Here is an 18,292-nt window from a genome sequence, read left to right as displayed (position 1 = left end):
GGGGAGGGCCGATGAGTTTTTATTCCGTCACTTCGCATCGTCAGCGCGGCATGGCGCTGCTGGTCAGCCTGGTGTTTCTGTTGTTGCTGACACTGATCGGCATCTCGTCGATGCAGAACGCCAACCTGCAGGAAAAGATGGCCAACAGTATCAACCTGCGCAACCAGTCGTTTCAGAACGCCGAGGCGGCGCTGCGCATGGGTGAAAGTGCGGTGCAGATGAGCACCTACACCTTGCCGGTTTGCAGCGGCACCACCCAGTGCGCGCCTCCGGCCGAGTCATCGTCGATCACTGGCGCCGGTTTCAATTCCACGTCGGGCGTGACCTGGATCGCGGCCGGCAATGGTTTTTACGGGGTGCAGAACATCGGGGCTTCGCTGAATGCCGTGAATGTGCCGAGCAACACCTCTGCGACGCTGTACCGGGTCACCGCAGTGGCCATTGTCGGCAACAACGTTCGCAGCGTGGTGGAGAGCATTTATGCGAAATATTGAGCGCCGCTCCGGGCTATGGAAGTTCGTTGCCGGCATTGCAGCGGGCTTGTACCTGTCGGCGCCTGTGTACGCCTTCACGCCCTCGGAGTCACCCTTGCTGAGCGCGGCAGCGGTTGCGCCCAATGTGATGCTGCTGATCGATGATTCGGGCAGCATGAACAACATCATCTGGGCGGCGGGTTTCAAACCGGATGACAACTACCCGCAAATCGCCAACTGCAGTTCGAGTTTTTCGTGCCTGACCGGCCAGAACCTGGACATGAACGATACCAATATCTTCCTGTCCAGCCTGAACCGGGGCGGATGCTCCACCGCCGGTAACTGGTACGGCTTTTATCGTGGCTTTCTCGGGCTGGGGTCCATTTGCCTGCGTTTGCCTGATCCTGTGGGCAACGGCAATACCCGCTACTCGGCGAACTACCTGTCCTACCTGGTCAGTCTGGCCAACGGTTCCAGCCGTGACTTCACTACCGGCGCGATTCCCAACGATTACCGCATCAGCGTGGCCCAGGATGTATCGACCAATCTGGTGGCGAGCAACCGATCGTTGCGCATCGGCCTGGCGACCTTCAACCCTCCGGTGAGCGGCAACCCCGGCCCCGGCGGTTTCATCGCCCGCGGCATCAGCGACCTGTCCCCGGTCAGTGGCAGCGTCACCCAGGCCCAGGCGAACGCCAACTACACCGCGCTGATCAACTCGATCAACGGCCTGAGTGCGATCGCCAACACGCCATTGGCGGAAAGCTATTACGAAGTCACGCGCTACATGCGTGGCATGGCGCCGTACTACAACTCGACGCCTTCGACGTACACCAGCCCTATCCAGTACCGCTGCCAGAAAAACTACGGTGTGGTGATCACCGATGGTTTGCCCACCTACGACCGGACCTTCCCGACCAATGATCCCTTGGGTGGCAGCCGCTTGCCGAATTGGGACGGCAACAGCGCGAACGATGGTGACAACCTCAACGGCGACGGTGAAGGTGACACCCTGTACCTGGACGACATCGCCAAGTTCGCGTTCGACATCGACATGCGCACCACCGGCACCGACGCGGGCGGCAAGAGCTGGAACGCCGCCGATTTTCCCAAGCAGAACATGAACACCTACACCGTGGGTTTCACCGCCGCGAACCAGATGCTCTCGGATGCGGCCAGCTACGGCCAGGGCAAGTACTATCAGGCAACGGACAGCGCAGGGCTGAGCACGGCGCTGGCGTCAGCGCTCAGCGACATCACCTCCAAGGCCGGCTCCGGGGGCAGCGGCACCACCAGCAGCTCGATCGTCGGTATAGGCTCGTCCTACTACCAGACCAGCTACGACCCCAAGGACTGGCGCGGCACGGTCCGGGCTTATGGCATCACCGCCACCGGCGCAGTGAACACCTCCTCGGTGCTCTGGACCACCGACACCGCGATTGTTCCCGGCGCCACGCCCCCGACTTATCAGTCGTGGAGCACGGCCAGCAATGCGCCGATCACCCTGGCCTTCGGCAATTTCGCGCCCGCGCAGCAGACGGTATTGAACCAGGGTTTGCCTACGGGCATCACTGGCGCTGACCTGGTGGAGTGGAGCAAGGGCACCAACAAAAGCGGTTTGAAAGTGCGCAGTGTGCTGCTGGGTGACATCATCAACTCACCGCTGATGCTCGCCTCACCGACGGACCAGACCGCCTCCGACCTGGTGGGCGACACCAGCTACAGCAACTATCTGGCGACCAAGGCCAGCAACATGAACAGCAACCTGGTGGTCAACGGCAACGACGGATTCGTCAGTGTCATCAACCCCGGCAACGGGGCGCGGCGTTACGCCTACATGCCCTCCAGCGTGCTGCCCTACCTGCGGCTGATTTCCGATCCGGCCTACATCAACGGCGTCAGCCACAAGTTTCTGGTCGATGGCCAGGTCGGCATCTTCGACGCGCAACTCAATAACGCCTGGAAGACCCTCGCCATTGGCGGAACAGGGGCGGGGGGCAAGACCTTCTACGCCTTGCAGCTGTTCGACGCCTCGGCCGGTAACGTCACTCGAGCGTTGTGGGAGTTCAGCGCGCCAGCCACCCCGAATGCCGCCAACGCTTTTAATGACCTTGGCTACGCCTATGCCCGTCCAGAGGTGGCACGCTTGGCCGACGGCCGCTGGGCGGCGTTCATTGCCAACGGATACGGTAGCAACTCCGGCGTGGCGGCCTTGTACGTGGTGGACATTCGGGATGGCTCGCTGATCCGCAAAATCGTGGTCGACAGCACGGAAACCACCAACGGCTTGTCGTCGGTGGAACTCAAGGTCAATTCGCAGAATGTGGTGCAGGCCGCGTATGGCGGCGATCTCAATGGACGCATGTGGAAGTTCGACCTGAGCGCCAGTGCCCCCAACAGCTGGGGCCTTGCCTTTTCCGGCAAGCCCCTGTTCACCGCGCCGGGTGGAGACACCCAGCCCATCACCGCGCAGCCGTTGCTGGCGGACAACTCCCTGGGCGGCAAGGTGGTGTTTTTCGGTACCGGAAAATTCAACGAGTCGGTGGACAAGACCAACAAGGACCTTCAGGCGTTCTATGCGGTGTGGGATGCGGACGGTGGCTCTGGCCAGATCACCACGGCCAGCTTGCAGGCCCAGTCGATCACGGGAGTGTTCGCAGGCGCTTCGGGCCAATTCATTACCACCAGCCAGAATGAAGTGATCTACCCCGGCAAGAAAGGCTGGTATCTGCCCTTGGTCTACGGCGGTGTTCTGACCGGCGAACGGGTGATCAACCAGGCGGCGCTGGTGCTGGGGCGAATCGTGTTCACCACGGCGATCGTGGACACCACGGACCCTTGCGCCAGTTTCGGCAGCGGCAAGGTCGTCGAGCTGGATGCGTTCAGCGGTAAGATGCTCAATTACGCCGTGTTGGATACCACCAATGACGGGTTGATTGACGGCAACGACGCCGTGTCCAGCGGTGTGGTCTTTTCCACGGGTATTCCCCTGGTCAACATGATCGCCAACGCGGGCACCGCCAAATACGTCGGCGACACCAGTGGTGGCATCGTCAAGTTGACGGAGAAAGGTGGCGGCGGCAGCCGCCGCATCATGTGGCGGCAAATCCAGTGAGCGAGCGTTCAGGCATGCGTAGATCCAACCGCGGTTTTACCTTGATTGAAATCATGATCGTGATTGCGATCATCGGTATCATCATCACCATTGGCTATCCAAGCCTCACCGAGTACGTGAAGAAGGGCCGTCGGGCGGAAGTGGCCGGCCTGCTTTCCGAGCAGGCGCAGATTCTCGAGCGATTTTATTCGAGGACCAACCTCTATACGGGTGCCACCGGCCTGAGCGCCGGCAATGACTACTACACCATCACCCCGACCCTGGCGGACCAGACCTTCCTGCTGACTGCCACGCGCAAGGCGGGCAGTGCCATGGCCGGGGACAAATGCGGTGATTTCACCCTCACCAACACCGGTGTCAGGAGCATGGTCAATGCGACGTCCGGGCTGACCACCAAGGATTGCTGGGGTCGCTGAGTTTCAGTTTTCGGGTGCTTTTTGCGCCTTCTGTCTATCTAACGGTTGGATCGGAACATGACCATGCAACAGCAAGTAGTGATCGTCGGCGGTGGTGTGATTGGCCTGCTGACGGCGTTCAATCTCGCCTCCGAAGTGCAGAGTGTCGTGCTGCTGGATCGGGCGAGTGTCGGCCAGGAGTCGTCCTGGGCCGGCGGCGGCATCGTTTCGCCGCTTTACCCGTGGCGCTACAGCCCGGCGGTCACTGCGCTGGCCCATTGGTCCCAGGATTTTTATCCACAGCTGGGTGAGCGCCTGTTTGGCGCCACCGGTGTCGATCCCGAGGTGCACATCACCGGCCTGTACTGGCTGGATCTGGAAGACGAGGCCGAGGCGCTGGCCTGGGCCGAGCGGGAAAACCGCCCGTTGCGGGCTGTGGATATCTCGGCGGTACACGATGCCGTGCCGGTATTGGGCGCCGGTTTCTCCCGGGCGATCTACATGGCTGACGTGGCCAATGTGCGCAATCCACGGTTGGTCAAGTCGCTCAAGGCGGCGCTGCAGGCGCTGCCGAACGTGACGATGCATGAGCAATGCGAAGTCAGCGGTTTCATTCGTGAAGGCGATAAGGTCGTGGGCGTGCAGACATCGACGGGCGACGTCCACGGCGATCAGGTGGTGCTGACTGCCGGTGCCTGGAGCGGCGATCTGCTCAAGGGCCTGGGGCTGGAGCTGCCGGTGGAGCCGGTCAAGGGGCAGATGATCCTTTACAAGTGTGCAGCCGACTTCCTGCCGAGCATGGTCCTGGCCAAGCGGCGCTATGCGATTCCACGTCGGGATGGGCATATTCTGGTGGGCAGTACGCTGGAGCATGAAGGTTATGACAAGACGCCGACCGACGCTGCGCTGCAGAGCCTGAAGGCCACGGCAGTGGAGTTGATTCCTGCGCTGGCGGACGCCGAAGTGGTCGGCCACTGGGCCGGGCTGCGGCCCGGGTCGCCGGAGGGGATCCCCTACATCGGCCGGGTGCCGGGTTTCGATGGGCTGTGGCTCAACTGCGGGCACTACCGCAACGGCCTGGTGCTGGCGCCAGCGTCATGCCAGTTGTTTGCCGACGTGATGCTGGGCAGGGAGCCAATCATCGATCCGGCACCGTATGCGCCGGCCGGGCGGATCTGACCGGGAATCTCAATCCAGCCCGAACTTCTTCAGCCGATAGCGCATCGACCGAAACGACAGATTCAACCGCTGAGCCGCCGCCGTGCGGTTCCAGCGGGTTTCCTCCAGGGCCTGGAGGATGAGTTTGCGTTCGACGTTGTCCAGATAATCTTCCAGGTTATCGATCTGCGTCAGGTCCGGCACGCCGCTGACCTCCGAGCAATTGCCCTCGGCCAGGCGCAAGTCGCCGGCCTCGATCTGCTTGTTTTCGCACAAGGTGTGTGCCCGCTCGAGCATGTTCTCCAGCTCGCGCACATTGCCTGGAAAACGATAACCCTTGAGCGCGTCGAGCGCCTGCGGGTGCAGCCGGGTGACGGGTTGGCCGCTGTTCGCGGCAAGGCGCTTGAGCACATGGCCGGCCAGGGTTTCGATGTCGTCGCGGCGTTCGCGCAACGAGGGGACGCGTAGCTCGATGACGTTGAGCCGATAGTACAGATCCTGGCGGAAGCGTTCAGCGGCGACTTCGGCGTCGAGGTCTTTGTGAGTGGCGCAGAGGATGCGGACGTCGACGACAGTCTCCTGTTGCCCACCCACACAGCGCACCGACTTTTCCTGTATCGCGCGCAGCAGTTTGACCTGCATCGCCAGCGGCAAGTCCGCCACCTCGTCGAGAAACAATGTGCCGCCATGGGCCGCCTGGAACAGCCCGGGTTTGTCTTCGATGGCGCCGCTGAAGCTGCCTTTGCGATGGCCGAAAAACTCGCTTTCCATCAGTTCCGACGGGATCGCCCCGCAATTCACCGGGATAAAGGGCTGGTTGGCGCGCGGGCCTTGCTCGTGGATCAAGCGCGCCACCAGCTCCTTGCCACTGCCGGATTCACCGCTGATGTAGACCGGTGCCTGGCTGCGGGCCAGCTTGTCGATCTGCTTGCGCAGACTGCGCATGGGCAGCGAATCGCCCAGCAGGCGGCGATCCACGCTGGTGCTCGGCGCCGGCATGCGCAGTGCGCTGCCAACCAGCTCGCGCAAGCGGGTGAGGTCCACGGGTTTGGTCAGGAAATCGAAGGCGCCGGCCTTGAGCGCGTTGATCGCGGTGTCCAGGCTGCCGTAGGCGGTGATCATCGCCACCGGCAGGTGTGGATGACGTTGCTGAATGTGCTGCACCAGGTCCAGGCCTGTGCCATCCGGCAGGCGCATGTCGGTGAGGCACAGGTCGAAGGTCTCGCGCTTGAGCAAGGACTGCGCTTCACCCAGGTTTCGCGCACTGAAGGTGTCGAGCTTCATGCGTCCCAGGGTGATTTCCAGCAGTTCGCGAATATCCGGTTCATCGTCGACGATCAAGACTTTTTGCGGTTGGCTCATGTTCAACTTTGTTTCCGTCCGTGAGCAAAGGTGATGCGGAAGCAGCCGCCCTGGTGTGACTTGAAGTCTAGGCGGGCCTGGTTGCTTTCGCACAGCTCTCGGGACAGATAAAGCCCCAGGCCGGTGCCTTGAGCACTGGTGGTGAAGAACGGCTCGAACAAATGCGCCTGTTGCTCCGGTGGAACGCCGGCGCCATCGTCCAGCACCTCGATGATCGGCAGTTGGGTGTCGGCATCGATGAACAGGCTCAACCAGACCTGCGCCCGCTCATGTATCTGTGCGCTGTGGCGCCAGGCGTTGCGCACAAGGTTGTCGAGAACCTGGGTCAGTTGGTTCGGGTCCATCAGGGTGTTGAAATCACCCTGGCCGATGTCCAGGTGAATCTGCTGACGGTCGAGCGCACCTTCGCGACTGTCGGCCACGAACCGTTCCAGCCATGGCTTCAGGTCGAGCCGTTGCGGCACGGTCTGCTGGCGACGGGACAGTTGCAGGACGTTTTCGATAATCCGGTTCATGCGCTGCGAGTGATCTTGAATGATCTGGGTCAGACGCCGATCCGCGCCGTTCAGTTCCTCCGATTCCTGCAACAGCTGGGCGGCGTGACTGATGGCGCCCAGCGGGTTGCGTATTTCGTGGGCAATCCCCGCTGTCAGGCGACCCAGGGCCACCAGCTTGAGCTGTTGCGCCTGCTGGGTGATTTGCGCCAGGTCTTCGAGAAACACCAGGGTCTGACGATTCGCACTCTGGTCCAGGGCAATGAAGCTCGGTTGCAGTTCCAGCCCGCTGCCGGCGACCTTGACGCTCTGGGGGCGCAATGTCGGGTTGTTCTGCCACAGGCGCAGGCGTTCGATCAGGGCGGGCGAGCAGACGTCGACGGGCTGACCTTCAAGCGCATCGCGCCCCAGCAGCACAAGGGCACTGTGATTGGCCAGTTGCACGCATTGCCGGTCGTCGAGCACCAGAATCCCGGTGCGCATGCGCTGCAGGATCAAGGCATTGAGCGCTTCGAGCTCCACGACTTCGCTGGCCCGCTGTTCGGCAAGGATCTCGCTGACTTCCACGCGTTGCATCAGCCCCTGCACCAGCAAGGCGGCGGCAAAGCACAGTGCGCCCAGCGTGGCGGCTTGCAGGTAGTCGTTGGGGCTGGCGGGGTGGCCGAGGCTCAGGAGTACGGTCTGCCCGACAATGCCAAGCGCGCCGACGGCGGCAATCAGCAGGCCGACCCGTCCTCGCAGTAACGCATTGCTGATGGCCACCGAGACCACCAGCAGGTTGCCAAAACCACTGGCGACGCCGCCGGCGGCATAGAACAGGCTGCACAGCATCAGAACGTCGATCAACGCCAGGCTGAACAGTTGCGCCGGACGTCGGATGTTCTCGAGGAAGACCACCAAGAGAATGTTGAGCACCAAGTACAGCCAGCTGCCATTACGCAGCAGGCTGTCGTTGGTAGAGGTGAGCAACTGGTTGTCCAGGTTGCTGGAAATCAGCAGCACCAGCGTGATGCCGATGCTGAGGCGGTAGAGATGGTAGAGGCGCAGCAGTCGCTGCGCCTGTTTGCTGTCGGGGCGGGATGCCTCAGCGATCACGGGTGCCCGGGCCTTGCTCGAGGTGAGCCTGGCTGCAGTACCACTGTTGTTGGAGGTTCAGCGCGCGGTCGCGCGGCAGGTGCAGGCCGCAATGGGCGCAACGGACCATGGGTGTCGCCTGGGGTTCATCAGGGGGCCTGGGTGCGCTGCTCGACCCCTTGAACTTGCGCCAGAACCATACGGCGGCGGCAATCAGGACGATCCAGAACAATAAACGAAGCATGATGGGCTGCTTTATCAGAAGAGATGCTGCAGTCTAGCCAATGACATGGGGGGCGCACAGCCCGTCGGTGTGCAAATGCGCACGATAAAAGACCCACCCTCGCGAGGCTGGCGCCGATCCGTCAAGCGTTGGCGGATCGGCGAGGCCGTGCCAACGCGGATTTACTTCGATGCCGTGCGCGGGTCGTCGTGGCTATCGATGTACTCGATACCCAGCGGGCCGGTCCCGTACACCTGCGAGATGTACTCGCCGGACCGCGCCCAGTGGAAGTGCGGGGTGTTGGCGGGGAGTATCACCACGCTGCCCGGGCCATACGCGACCAGCTTGTCCGGGTCGAACACACTGCCAAAACCAATGTAGAACACGCCGGACATCACGGTATAGATGCGGTCTTCAGGGTGTGTGTGGGGCATCAGCCGGATGCCATTCGGCACCTTGACCCTGACCACATAAGGCGCCGGTTTACTCGGGTCGCCGGCCACAACGGCCAGTTTCACCTCCGCAGGGAAGGCGGGAAAGCTGCGCCATTCCACGTCCTCGTTATGGACCGAGCCGGTTTTGCCCAGTGGCAGAGGCTGGGCCTGCACCACTGGCAGGAGTGCACTCGTCGCCAGCAAGGCTGCCAGCGCTGCCGTCATTGCTGTTTTGTGAATCATGATGGACACCTCGATACGCGGTTTGGGTTGAAGTCGTCATGGCGTTCGCCACGGGTCAGGCCGCCAGCCCGCCGTCGATCAGGTAGATCGCCACCGAAAATGTCACGATGGACAGCACTGTACTGACCAGGATGGAGGTCGCGGCTTCGCTCTGGTAGGCACCGGTCTGGTTGGCGAACATCGCCGGGATCGTTGCCGAAGGCAGCGCGCACAACAGGATCATCTGCTGGGCATACAACCCGTTCACCCCCAGCACTACGGTGGCAGCGAACATCAGGATCGGGTGGATGAACAGCTTGAGCCCCAGGTTGCCCCACACTTCACCGGACATTTTCAGCTTCTCAGATGACATGATCAGCCCCAGGCACAGCAGCGAAACGCCCGGCGTGGCCTTGCCCAGAAGGTTGAGCGACTCGGCCGCAAGGGGCGGCAGCTTGATCTGCAGCAGGGAAAGCACGATGCCCAGGGCCGGCGCCCACATCAGTGGGCGGCGTACCGCGCCCGACAGGCTCGACATGAATGCCTGGCGGCCGCTGCCTTTGCCGTCGGCGATGGTCAGCAACATGGTGGTCAGCGGAATCATGACCAGGCTCGCCACCAGGTTGAGCACCAGCACCGAATAGATGCTGCCCGCTCCGTACATGGCGCCCAGAATGGGGATGCCCATGAACGCGGCGTCCGGGTAACCGTTGACGAAGCCCTTGAGCGTCGCCACCTTGAGATCGCGATGGCGCCACCAGCCGATGGCCAATGCGAGGATGTACATGCCCATGATGCCGATGAACGTGGCCAGGACGAATTTGAAATCGAACAGTTGTTCCCGTGGCGTGCTGGCCATGCCCGCGAACAACAGCGCCGGGAAGATCCAGCCGAGCACCAGGCGGCTGATCAGCAGACTGTCCGACTGGGTCAGTCGCCCGCGTTTGCCGGCGATGAAACCCAGGGCGATTACAAAGGCGACGGGCAAGAGGGGCCCTACGATCCTGTCAAACATGGCTCAATCCTCGTATTTATTTTTATCAAGACTGTCGAAATGGCTCGGGAAGGCCGCCAGGCACTGGCGGCCAGCGGGGTCAGACTTCGATGCGGTAGTCGCGAATGACGTCCTGGTCAGGTTCGAGGCCTAGCCCCGGGCCCTGCGGTACGTCGATGCGGCCGTTACGCGGAATGATGGCGTCGCCATAGAGTTGCGCTTCGAGGTCGAAGTAGCGCCATTCCACCAGGGATTTCGCGCCGCCCAGGGCCGCACTCCCGTGCACGGCAGCCAGCAGGCCAGGGCCGTCGTAGAAGGCGTGGACCATCACTGTGACGCCATGGGCATTGGCCAGCGCATAGACTTTCTGCAGCTCGGTGATACCGCCCATCTTGGCCGGGCTCGGCTGCACGAAATCCACCGCGCCGGCCTCGAGCAGGTGCTGGAAATCCATGAGCGTCGACGCGTTCTCTCCGGCCGCCACGGGGATGCCGCCGTGCTGGCGCACCGTTGCCAGGCCGGCATAGTTTTCCGGCGGCCACACCGGTTCTTCGATCCAGCGCAGGTTCAACGGGCGAAGTTGTTCGGCGATGTCCAGCGCTTCGCGCACGGTCCATGGGGCGTTGACGTCCAGGGTGATTTCAACGCCCGGGCCTGCGGCTTCACAGGCAGCACGAATGACCTCGACATCCACCTCATGCAGCTTGAGGTGGCGGAAGCCCGCGTTGACCGCGCGCTTCACGTTGGTGCGAATCAGGTCCGCGTCGGCGTAGCGGATCAGGCTGGCGTAAGCCGCCAGCGACGTGGCTTCACTGCCGCCGAGCAGTTTGAAGACCGGTTGGCCTGCGGCTTTGCCGGCGATATCCCAGAGCGCGATATCGATTGCCGACAAACCGTAGATGAATGCGCCGCTGCGCCCGAAGACGTGAAATTTCTTTTGCAGGTCGCCCTGCAATTTCTCCCGCCGCGAGACATCGCAGCCGATCAGTTCCGGGGCGAGGATCTGGTCGATCACCACTTTCACTGCCGGTATGGCGGTGAACCCGAAGGTTTCGCCCCAGCCGACAATGCCGTTGTCGGTGGTGATCTTGACCACGAGTGAATCGACCATCTGCAGATCCTTCGGCCCCCAGACTCCGCCGGCGGACCGGCCGCCCGTGGTGAAGGGGATTCGAAGTGCAATGGTTTCGATGCTGGCAATTTTCATGGAGCGACGCCTCCGGCAGGTTGTACAAGGAGCGCGGGGATTTGTGGGTTTAACCGCGTCCAGGTACAAATCAACCTAAATGATGTTCAGTTGTCCTTCAACTGAACAAGCTGGCGCTTTTATATCCTCATCTGTTGCTTATACTTTAACTCATTGATTTTAATGAATTTATGGATTACTTCGATTGAGTAATTTCAGTTATTCCTGTCTGGAACAAGTCTTCTGATGTAGATTAAGTGGACAAGTAAAAGGGATGACTCAGCATGAGTGAAATGAACGTGCAGCCCGTGTCGCGCAGACCTCATCTGGCCGAGCACATCGCTCGATCGCTGAGCGATGAAATCGCCTCTGGCCGACTGCGACCGGGAGATCGGCTGCCGACCGAGCAGTTCCTCTCGCAAAACTTCGGTGTCAGCCGCAACGTCGTGCGCGAAGGCATCGCCACGCTTCGGGCGCAAGGGCTGATTCAGTCGCGCCAAGGCGTGGGGGTGTTCGTTGCGGCGGCGCCGGCGGCGGAGCGTGCGCCCTTGCCGGAAACCGCGCCGTTGCTCGACGGCGACAATACGATTCGCAACATGTTCGAAGTCCGAGCCATCCTGGAAAGCCAGGCCGCCGCGCTGACGGCGACGCACATGACGGCGCGCAAGCTGAAAACCATCCAGGATGCGGTCTTGCGCATGCAGTACGAGGGCGAGCCGACGCTGGACACGGTCAACGCCGACCTGGACTTTCATCGGGCGGTGGCCGCCGCATCAGGCAACGATTACCTGGAAACGATGATTCGCACCGTGCTGGAGCCCATGCGGGCATTGATCACGATGAACTTCGCGCGGCGCGGCCCGGTGTTCAGCAATATTCCGCACGCCGCCCGTGGCGAGCATGAGGAGCTGGTGCAGGCGTTCATCGACCGGGATGCCGGCGCAGCACGGCAGATCATGGGGCAACACATCGTCAGTGCGGCATCGCGCTTTGGTTACGAGATCAAATTCTTCTGAGGGGTCGGGGCGAGACTTGTTGTTTCGTTGTTCTACAAGCAGCCAAGTGCTTCGCCCCAGGCAAAAAAAATCCGATGCCAGCCGGCATCGGATTTTTTGTGGCTGTGCAAAACCGGATCGGTTTTGCCGAACGGCGTTTAGTCGAACACGCCGAACGTCATGTAGCTGAACCAGGAGCGGTCTTCGTTGTTACCTTCCGCCTCGTGCTCTTCTTCTTCGATCACGTCGCCATTTTCGTCTTTAGGCTTGAGTTCGTTCGGGATTGCATCCTTGGCATCCTGGAATTGCTTCTGCACGTCCTGGTTGGCGCGGGTTTCTCCCGGCGGCAGCGGTGGACGGGATTCGATCAGGCCCAGGGTGGCCTTGCTCAGCCATGAACGGTTGTCAGCTTCGTCCACCGAAGGCACGAACTGACCGTCCACCAGGCTTGGGTGGTTCGGGTAGTTGAGCTTGAGGGTTTCGAGGCTGGTGGCGGCCAGTTCGTCCAGGTGCAGGCGCTGGTAGGCTTCGGTCATCACCGCCAGGCCGTCACCGACCGATGGGGTTTCCTGGAAGTTTTCCACCACGTAGCGGCCACGGTTGGCAGCGGCGACGTAGGCCTGACGGGTCAGGTAGTAGTCGGCCACGTGGATCTCGTAGGCCGCCAGCAGGTTGCGCAGGTAAATCATGCGCTGCTTGGCGTCCGGCGAATAACGGCTGTTCGGGAAGCGGCTGGTCAGCTGGGCGAACTCGTTGTAGGAGTCGCGGGCAGCCCCCGGGTCACGCTTGGTCATGTCCAGCGGCAGGAAGCGCGACAGCAGGCCGACGTCCTGGTCGAACGAGGTCAGCCCCTTGAGGTAGTAGGCGTAATCCACGTTCGGATGCTGTGGGTGCAGACGAATGAAACGCTCGGCGGCCGATTTCGCAGCCTCAGGCTCGGTGTTCTTGTAGTTGGCGTAGATCAGCTCGAGTTGAGCCTGGTCGGCGTAGCGCCCGAACGGATAACGCGACTCCAGCGCCTTCAGCTTGGCTGTGGCGGCGGTGTAGCTATTGTTGTCCAGGTCGTGCTGAGCCTGTTGATACAGCTCGACTTCGCTGAGGTTTTCGTCTACGACTTCCTTCGATGAGCAAGCGGCGGTCAATGCGAGGATGGCGATCAGCAGCAGGTGTTTCACTTGCATGGCGGCTTGCGTCCCTATGACGGCCGCTGTCTTGGGCGAGGCCGTCCTGTTATGATGAGCGCCCCGTTGAATAGCCTCGGGGCAAAAGACGCCGTATTTAACCACAAGCGCGCAGCCGAAACCAAAGGCTGTGCCGACGCCCAGTCCGAGCATGTCCGATAAAATAGAACTTCGCGCAGAGGTGCCGTCCGAATTGGGCGGCCAACGCCTCGATCAAGTCGCCGCACAATTGTTTGCCGAGCACTCGCGCTCGCGCCTTTCCGCCTGGATCAAAGAGGGCCGGTTGACTGTGGATGGCGCGGTCATCCGCCCGCGCGACATCGTGCACGGTGGCGCCATCCTCGAGCTGACTGCCGAGCAGGAAGCCCAGGGGGAATGGGTCGCCCAGGACATCGAGCTGGATATCGTCTATGAAGATGACGACATCCTGGTCATCAACAAGCCTGCCGGCCTGGTGGTGCATCCCGCCGCCGGCCATGCTGACGGCACTTTGCTCAACGCCCTGCTGCACCACGTGCCGGACATCATCAATGTGCCCCGCGCCGGTATCGTGCATCGCCTGGACAAGGACACCACCGGGCTGATGGTGGTGGCCAAGACCATTCAGGCGCAGACAAAACTCGTCGCACAATTGCAGAGCCGCAGCGTCAGCCGGATCTACGAATGCATCGTGATCGGTGTGGTGACCGCCGGGGGCAAGATCAACGCGCCCATCGGTCGTCATGGCCAGCAGCGCCAGCGTATGGCCGTGATGGAAGGGGGCAAGCAGGCCGTCAGTCATTACCGCGTACTCGAGCGTTTCCGCTCCCACACCCACGTGCGGGTCAAGCTGGAAACCGGTCGTACGCACCAGATCCGCGTGCACATGGCGCACATCAACTTCCCGTTGGTCGGCGATCCGGCCTACGGCGGCCGTTTCCGTATTCCGCCAGCGGCCAACCCGACCATGGTCGAATCGTTGAAGACCTTCCCGCGCCAGGCCCTGCATGCACGGTTCCTGGAGCTGGAGCACCCGACCACCGGTGAGCGCATGAGTTGGGAGTCGCCACTGCCGGAAGATTTCGTCTGGCTGCTGACCCTGCTCAAGCAGGACCGCGAGGCGTTCGTCGGATGAGTGACTGGCTGATTCCCGACTGGCCTGCGCCTGCCGGGGTGAAAGCCTGTGTGACCACCCGTGCGGGCGGCGTCAGCCTGGCGCCGTTCGAAAGCCTCAATCTTGGCGATCACGTCGATGACAGCCCTGACGCCGTCGCCGAGAACCGTCGTCGCCTCACCGAGCAGTTTTCCATTCGGCCGGCCTGGTTGAAGCAGGTGCACGGCATCGCCGTGGCCCATGCCGACCCGGACCAGGTGGCTACCGCTGACGCCAGCTGGACGGCAACGCCCGGAATCGCCTGCGCCGCCATGACGGCCGATTGCTTGCCGGCGCTGTTTTGTGACCGTGCCGGCACCCGCGTGGCAGCGGCTCACGCCGGTTGGCGCGGATTGGCGGCGGGCGTGCTGGAAGCAACTCTCGACACGCTGGCCGTTCCAGCCTCAGGCGTGCTGGTCTGGCTCGGCCCGGCAATCGGCCCCAAAGCCTTCGAAGTCGGCCCGGAAGTTCGGGAAGCCTTCGTCCGGCAATTGCCGGAATCGGCCAGGGCTTTTGTCCCGAGCGCCAATGAAGGCAAGCTCATGGCCGACATCTATGAGCTGGCGCGCCTGCGTCTGGCTGCCCGGGGTGTCACTGCTGTCTATGGTGGCGGTTTCTGCACCGTCACCGACCCGCGCTTCTTCTCTTACCGCCGTGCGTCGCGCACCGGCAGGTTCGCCTCCCTGGTCTGGATCGAAAGCTAGACTAGCCTGATCTGCATCAACGACACGCCGCTTGAAACTCCCAGAATCGACCGCATCTATAACGGTATCTGGCAGGCTTCTTCATTCAGGATGTTTATAGGTCCGGCCTGCTCCATAGGAAGGTGACCCATGCGTATAGATCGTTTAACCAGCAAATTGCAGTTAGCCCTGTCCGACGCCCAATCCCTGGCCGTCGGCCTTGACCATCCCGGCATCGAGCCCGCCCATCTGATGCAGGCGATGCTGGAACAGCAGGGTGGTTCGATCAAACCCCTGCTGATGCAGGTCGGTTTTGACGTCAACAGCCTGCGTAAAGAGCTGACCAAAGAGCTCGACCAGTTGCCCAAGATCCAGAACCCGACCGGTGACGTGAACATGTCGCAGGACCTGGCGCGCCTGCTCAACCAGGCCGATCGCCTGGCGCAGCAGAAGGGCGACCAGTTCATTTCCAGCGAGCTGGTGCTGCTGGCGGCGATGGACGAGAACAGCAAGCTGGGCAAGTTGCTGCTCGGTCAGGGCGTGAGCAAGAAAGCCCTGGAAAACGCCATCAACAACCTGCGTGGCGGCGAAGCGGTGAATGACGCCAACCACGAGGAATCGCGTCAGGCGCTGGACAAGTACACGGTCGACCTGACCAAACGTGCCGAAGACGGCAAGCTCGATCCGGTGATCGGCCGCGACGACGAAATTCGCCGCACGATTCAGGTGCTGCAACGCCGTACCAAGAACAACCCGGTGCTGATCGGTGAGCCCGGCGTCGGTAAGACCGCGATCGCCGAAGGCCTGGCTCAGCGCATCATCAACGGCGAAGTGCCGGATGGCCTCAAGGGCAAGCGCCTGTTGTCCCTGGACATGGGTGCGCTGATTGCGGGTGCCAAGTACCGTGGTGAGTTCGAAGAGCGCCTCAAAGCCCTGCTCAATGAACTGTCGAAGCAGGAAGGGCAGATCATCCTGTTCATCGACGAGCTGCACACCATGGTGGGTGCCGGCAAGGGCGAGGGTTCGATGGATGCCGGCAACATGCTCAAGCCGGCGTTGGCTCGCGGTGAGTTGCACTGCGTCGGCGCGACCACGCTCAACGAGTACCGCCAATATATAGAGAAGGACGCGGCCCTCGAGCGGCGCTTCCAGAAAGTGTTGGTGGACGAGCCGAGCGAAGAAGACACCATCGCCATCCTGCGGGGCTTGAAAGAGCGCTATGAGGTTCACCACAAGGTGGCGATCACCGACGGCGCGATCATTGCCGCCGCCAAGCTCAGTCACCGCTACATCACCGATCGCCAGTTGCCCGACAAGGCCATCGACCTGATCGACGAAGCGGCCAGCCGCATCCGCATGGAAATCGATTCCAAGCCGGAGGTGCTGGACCGTCTGGAACGCCGCCTGATTCAGTTGAAGGTGGAATCCCAGGCACTGAAGAAAGAAAGCGACGAAGCGGCGAAGAAGCGCCTGGAAAAACTCCAGGAAGAGATCGTTCGCCACGAACGCGAGTATTCGGACCTCGAGGAAATCTGGAATTCGGAGAAAGCCGAAGTCCAGGGTTCTGCGCAGATCCAGCAGAAAATCGAGCAGTCCCGTCAGGAACTGGAAGCGGCCCGCCGCAAAGGCGATCTGAACCGCATGGCCGAGCTGCAATACGGGGTGATCCCGGACCTGGAGCGCAGCCTGCAGATGGTCGACCAGCATGGTGAAAGCGAGAACCAGTTGCTGCGCAGCAAGGTGACCGAGGAAGAGATCGCCGAGGTCGTGTCGAAATGGACCGGCATTCCCGTGTCGAAAATGCTCGAAGGCGAGCGCGACAAGCTGATGAAGATGGAAAGCCTGTTACACCAGCGCGTCATCGGCCAGGAAGAGGCGGTGGTCGCGGTGTCCAACGCGGTGCGCCGTTCGCGGGCGGGGTTGTCCGACCCGAATCGGCCGAGCGGTTCGTTCATGTTCCTGGGCCCGACCGGTGTCGGTAAAACCGAGCTGTGCAAGGCGCTGGCCGAGTTCCTCTTCGACACTGAGGAAGCGATGGTACGGATCGACATGTCCGAGTTCATGGAGAAACATTCCGTGGCTCGCCTGATCGGTGCGCCACCAGGCTACGTGGGTTATGAAGAGGGCGGTTACCTGACCGAGGCGGTGCGTCGCAAGCCTTATTCGGTGATCCTGCTGGATGAGGTCGAGAAGGCCCACCCGGATGTGTTCAACATCCTGCTGCAAGTGCTCGAAGATGGTCGCCTGACTGACAGCCATGGCCGCACGGTGGACTTCAAGAACACCGTGATCGTCATGACCTCCAACCTGGGCTCGGCGCAGATCCAGGAGCTGGTGGGTGATCGTGAAGCGCAGCGCGCGGCGGTGATGGATGCGATTTCCACGCACTTCCGGCCTGAGTTCATCAACCGGGTCGACGAAGTGGTGATCTTCGAGCCTTTGGCGCGGGATCAGATCGCCGGCATTACCGAGATCCAGCTGGGCCGTCTGCGCGGTCGCCTGGCCGAGCGCGAGCTGAAACTCGAACTCAGCCCCGAGGCCATGGACAAGCTGATCGCGGTGGGCTACGACCCGGTATATGGCGCACGGCCGCTCAAACGAGCGATCCAGCGCTGGATCGAGAACCCGCTGGCGCAGTTGATCCTGTCGGGTCGCTACATGCCGGGGGACATCGCCAAAGGGGTGGTGGAGAACGACGAGATCGTTTTTGCCTGATCCCGACGGGCGGCACAATGGAAAGGCCTCGCATTGCGAGGCCTTTTTTTCGTCAGGTTGTTGAACTCAAAGGAAAAGGCTTGTAAAGTGCGCCCCGCAGTCAGTCACCCGCCAGGGTTTCCGCTCACTGGGCAGAAATCCGAAATAAGTTGCAAATCATTAACTTGAAGGCGATTTAGGGGTTGACAGAGGTGCTTAAGATTGTAGAATAGCGCGCCTCAGACACACGAACGCAGCGATGCGAACGGGTCGAAGAGGTGGAGCAAGCTTCACTGTTGTAACTTGAAATATGCAGTTCCGTGATAGCTCAGTCGGTAGAGCAAATGACTGTTAATCATTGGGTCCCAGGTTCGAGTCCTGGTCACGGAGCCAATTTCAAACCGGGGTATAGCGCAGTCCGGTAGCGCGCCTGCTTTGGGAGCAGGATGTCAGGAGTTCGAATCCCCTTACCCCGAC

15 protein-coding genes and 2 tRNA genes are annotated in these 18,292 nt (G+C 61.6%); 10 read left to right on the top strand and 7 right to left on the bottom strand.

Features of this window, described 5'->3' with window-relative positions; genetic code table 11:
- Positions 1-11: 11 nt before the first annotated feature.
- From QIW53_RS26350 to thiO, 4 genes are read left to right on the top strand one after another with little or no spacing between them, the layout of a single operon-like run.
- Positions 12-494, top strand: coding sequence for a pilus assembly PilX family protein (locus QIW53_RS26350; RefSeq protein ID WP_371052520.1), 483 nt, complete (start codon positions 12-14; stop codon positions 492-494).
- The gene (locus QIW53_RS26345) at positions 481-3,588 is read left to right on the top strand and encodes a pilus assembly protein (protein ID WP_371052518.1); all 3,108 of its coding nucleotides are present in this window, start codon (positions 481-483) and stop codon (positions 3,586-3,588) included. The genes QIW53_RS26350 and QIW53_RS26345 overlap by 14 nt, the downstream gene beginning before the upstream one ends.
- A 14-nt stretch (positions 3,589-3,602) precedes the next feature.
- Positions 3,603-4,004, top strand: a complete 402-nt coding sequence (locus QIW53_RS26340) for a type IV pilin protein (RefSeq protein ID WP_371052517.1) — start codon at positions 3,603-3,605, stop codon at positions 4,002-4,004.
- 57 nt (positions 4,005-4,061) lie between these two features.
- Positions 4,062-5,162 carry a glycine oxidase ThiO gene (gene thiO, locus QIW53_RS26335; RefSeq protein ID WP_371052515.1) on the top strand — a complete coding sequence of 367 codons (1,101 nt, stop codon included), beginning with the start codon at positions 4,062-4,064 and terminating at the stop codon, positions 5,160-5,162.
- A gap of 9 nt (positions 5,163-5,171) precedes the next feature.
- Here thiO and QIW53_RS26330 read toward each other — a convergent pair whose 3' ends face one another.
- The 6 genes from QIW53_RS26330 to QIW53_RS26305 all read right to left on the bottom strand — a co-directional run bounded on the left by QIW53_RS26330 (position 5,172) and on the right by QIW53_RS26305 (position 11,151).
- Positions 5,172-6,503, bottom strand: a complete 1,332-nt coding sequence (locus tag QIW53_RS26330; protein WP_371052513.1) for a sigma-54-dependent transcriptional regulator — start codon at positions 6,501-6,503, stop codon at positions 5,172-5,174.
- Between the two features lie 2 nt (positions 6,504-6,505).
- Entirely contained in the window at positions 6,506-8,092 is a 1,587-nt protein-coding gene (locus QIW53_RS26325) for a sensor histidine kinase (protein ID WP_371052512.1), read from the bottom strand.
- On the bottom strand, positions 8,082-8,315 hold the full coding sequence (locus QIW53_RS26320) for a PP0621 family protein (protein WP_371052510.1): 234 nt from the start codon (positions 8,313-8,315) through the stop codon (positions 8,082-8,084). The genes QIW53_RS26325 and QIW53_RS26320 overlap by 11 nt, the downstream gene beginning before the upstream one ends.
- 161 nt (positions 8,316-8,476) lie before the next feature.
- A complete protein-coding gene (locus QIW53_RS26315) occupies positions 8,477-8,971 on the bottom strand; it encodes a cupin domain-containing protein (protein ID WP_371052509.1) in 495 nt (164 codons plus the stop codon).
- A 55-nt stretch (positions 8,972-9,026) separates the two neighbouring features.
- Positions 9,027-9,965 (bottom strand): AEC family transporter, encoded by a 939-nt coding sequence (locus tag QIW53_RS26310; protein WP_371052508.1) that lies wholly within the window; start codon positions 9,963-9,965, stop codon positions 9,027-9,029.
- Between the two features lie 79 nt (positions 9,966-10,044).
- On the bottom strand, positions 10,045-11,151 hold the full coding sequence (locus tag QIW53_RS26305) for a mandelate racemase/muconate lactonizing enzyme family protein (protein WP_371052506.1): 1,107 nt from the start codon (positions 11,149-11,151) through the stop codon (positions 10,045-10,047).
- 263 nt (positions 11,152-11,414) lie between these two features.
- On the opposite strand from QIW53_RS26305, the gene QIW53_RS26300 reads away from it, so the two are divergent.
- Positions 11,415-12,146, top strand: a complete 732-nt coding sequence (locus QIW53_RS26300) for a FadR/GntR family transcriptional regulator (protein WP_371052505.1) — start codon at positions 11,415-11,417, stop codon at positions 12,144-12,146.
- Between the two features lie 137 nt (positions 12,147-12,283).
- Here QIW53_RS26300 and QIW53_RS26295 read toward each other — a convergent pair whose 3' ends face one another.
- Entirely contained in the window at positions 12,284-13,306 is a 1,023-nt protein-coding gene (locus QIW53_RS26295) for an outer membrane protein assembly factor BamD (protein ID WP_371052503.1), read from the bottom strand.
- A 151-nt stretch (positions 13,307-13,457) separates the two neighbouring features.
- On the opposite strand from QIW53_RS26295, the gene rluD reads away from it, so the two are divergent.
- The 5 genes from rluD to QIW53_RS26270 all read left to right on the top strand — a co-directional run bounded on the left by rluD (position 13,458) and on the right by QIW53_RS26270 (position 18,291).
- The gene (gene rluD, locus QIW53_RS26290; protein WP_371052502.1) at positions 13,458-14,420 is read left to right on the top strand and encodes a 23S rRNA pseudouridine(1911/1915/1917) synthase RluD; all 963 of its coding nucleotides are present in this window, start codon (positions 13,458-13,460) and stop codon (positions 14,418-14,420) included.
- Entirely contained in the window at positions 14,417-15,142 is a 726-nt protein-coding gene (pgeF, locus tag QIW53_RS26285; RefSeq protein ID WP_371052501.1) for a peptidoglycan editing factor PgeF, read from the top strand. Before rluD ends, pgeF begins: the two co-directional genes overlap by 4 nt.
- 129 nt (positions 15,143-15,271) lie before the next feature.
- Positions 15,272-17,836, top strand: a complete 2,565-nt coding sequence (gene clpB, locus QIW53_RS26280; protein ID WP_371052500.1) for an ATP-dependent chaperone ClpB — start codon at positions 15,272-15,274, stop codon at positions 17,834-17,836.
- A gap of 296 nt (positions 17,837-18,132) precedes the next feature.
- A tRNA-Asn gene (locus QIW53_RS26275) sits at positions 18,133-18,208 on the top strand.
- Positions 18,209-18,217: 9 nt separating this feature from the next.
- Positions 18,218-18,291, top strand: a tRNA-Pro gene (locus QIW53_RS26270).
- Position 18,292 lies beyond the last annotated feature (1 nt).

This window comes from Pseudomonas fluorescens (assembly GCF_041354075.1).
Classification (GTDB): domain Bacteria; phylum Pseudomonadota; class Gammaproteobacteria; order Pseudomonadales; family Pseudomonadaceae; genus Aquipseudomonas; species Aquipseudomonas fluorescens_CE.
The sequence above is the reverse complement of the archived record's forward strand: the minus strand, read 5'-3'. Positions and strand labels throughout refer to the sequence as shown.

What these genes read in the sequence shown, in the direction of transcription:
- QIW53_RS26305 (WP_371052506.1), bottom strand. Translation starts at nt 11,151, where the DNA reads ATGAAAATTGCCAGCATCGAAACCATTGCACTTCGAATCCCCTTCACC.
- rluD (WP_371052502.1), top strand. Translation starts at nt 13,458, where the DNA reads ATGTCCGATAAAATAGAACTTCGCGCAGAGGTGCCGTCCGAATTGGGC.
- clpB (WP_371052500.1), top strand. Translation starts at nt 15,272, where the DNA reads ATGCGTATAGATCGTTTAACCAGCAAATTGCAGTTAGCCCTGTCCGAC.
- QIW53_RS26295 (WP_371052503.1), bottom strand. Translation starts at nt 13,306, where the DNA reads ATGCAAGTGAAACACCTGCTGCTGATCGCCATCCTCGCATTGACCGCC.
- QIW53_RS26350 (WP_371052520.1), top strand. Translation starts at nt 12, where the DNA reads ATGAGTTTTTATTCCGTCACTTCGCATCGTCAGCGCGGCATGGCGCTG.
- thiO (WP_371052515.1), top strand. Translation starts at nt 4,062, where the DNA reads ATGACCATGCAACAGCAAGTAGTGATCGTCGGCGGTGGTGTGATTGGC.
- QIW53_RS26340 (WP_371052517.1), top strand. Translation starts at nt 3,603, where the DNA reads ATGCGTAGATCCAACCGCGGTTTTACCTTGATTGAAATCATGATCGTG.
- QIW53_RS26300 (WP_371052505.1), top strand. Translation starts at nt 11,415, where the DNA reads ATGAGTGAAATGAACGTGCAGCCCGTGTCGCGCAGACCTCATCTGGCC.
- QIW53_RS26315 (WP_371052509.1), bottom strand. Translation starts at nt 8,971, where the DNA reads ATGATTCACAAAACAGCAATGACGGCAGCGCTGGCAGCCTTGCTGGCG.
- QIW53_RS26330 (WP_371052513.1), bottom strand. Translation starts at nt 6,503, where the DNA reads ATGAGCCAACCGCAAAAAGTCTTGATCGTCGACGATGAACCGGATATT.
- QIW53_RS26320 (WP_371052510.1), bottom strand. Translation starts at nt 8,315, where the DNA reads ATGCTTCGTTTATTGTTCTGGATCGTCCTGATTGCCGCCGCCGTATGG.
- pgeF (WP_371052501.1), top strand. Translation starts at nt 14,417, where the DNA reads ATGAGTGACTGGCTGATTCCCGACTGGCCTGCGCCTGCCGGGGTGAAA.
- QIW53_RS26310 (WP_371052508.1), bottom strand. Translation starts at nt 9,965, where the DNA reads ATGTTTGACAGGATCGTAGGGCCCCTCTTGCCCGTCGCCTTTGTAATC.
- QIW53_RS26345 (WP_371052518.1), top strand. Translation starts at nt 481, where the DNA reads ATGCGAAATATTGAGCGCCGCTCCGGGCTATGGAAGTTCGTTGCCGGC.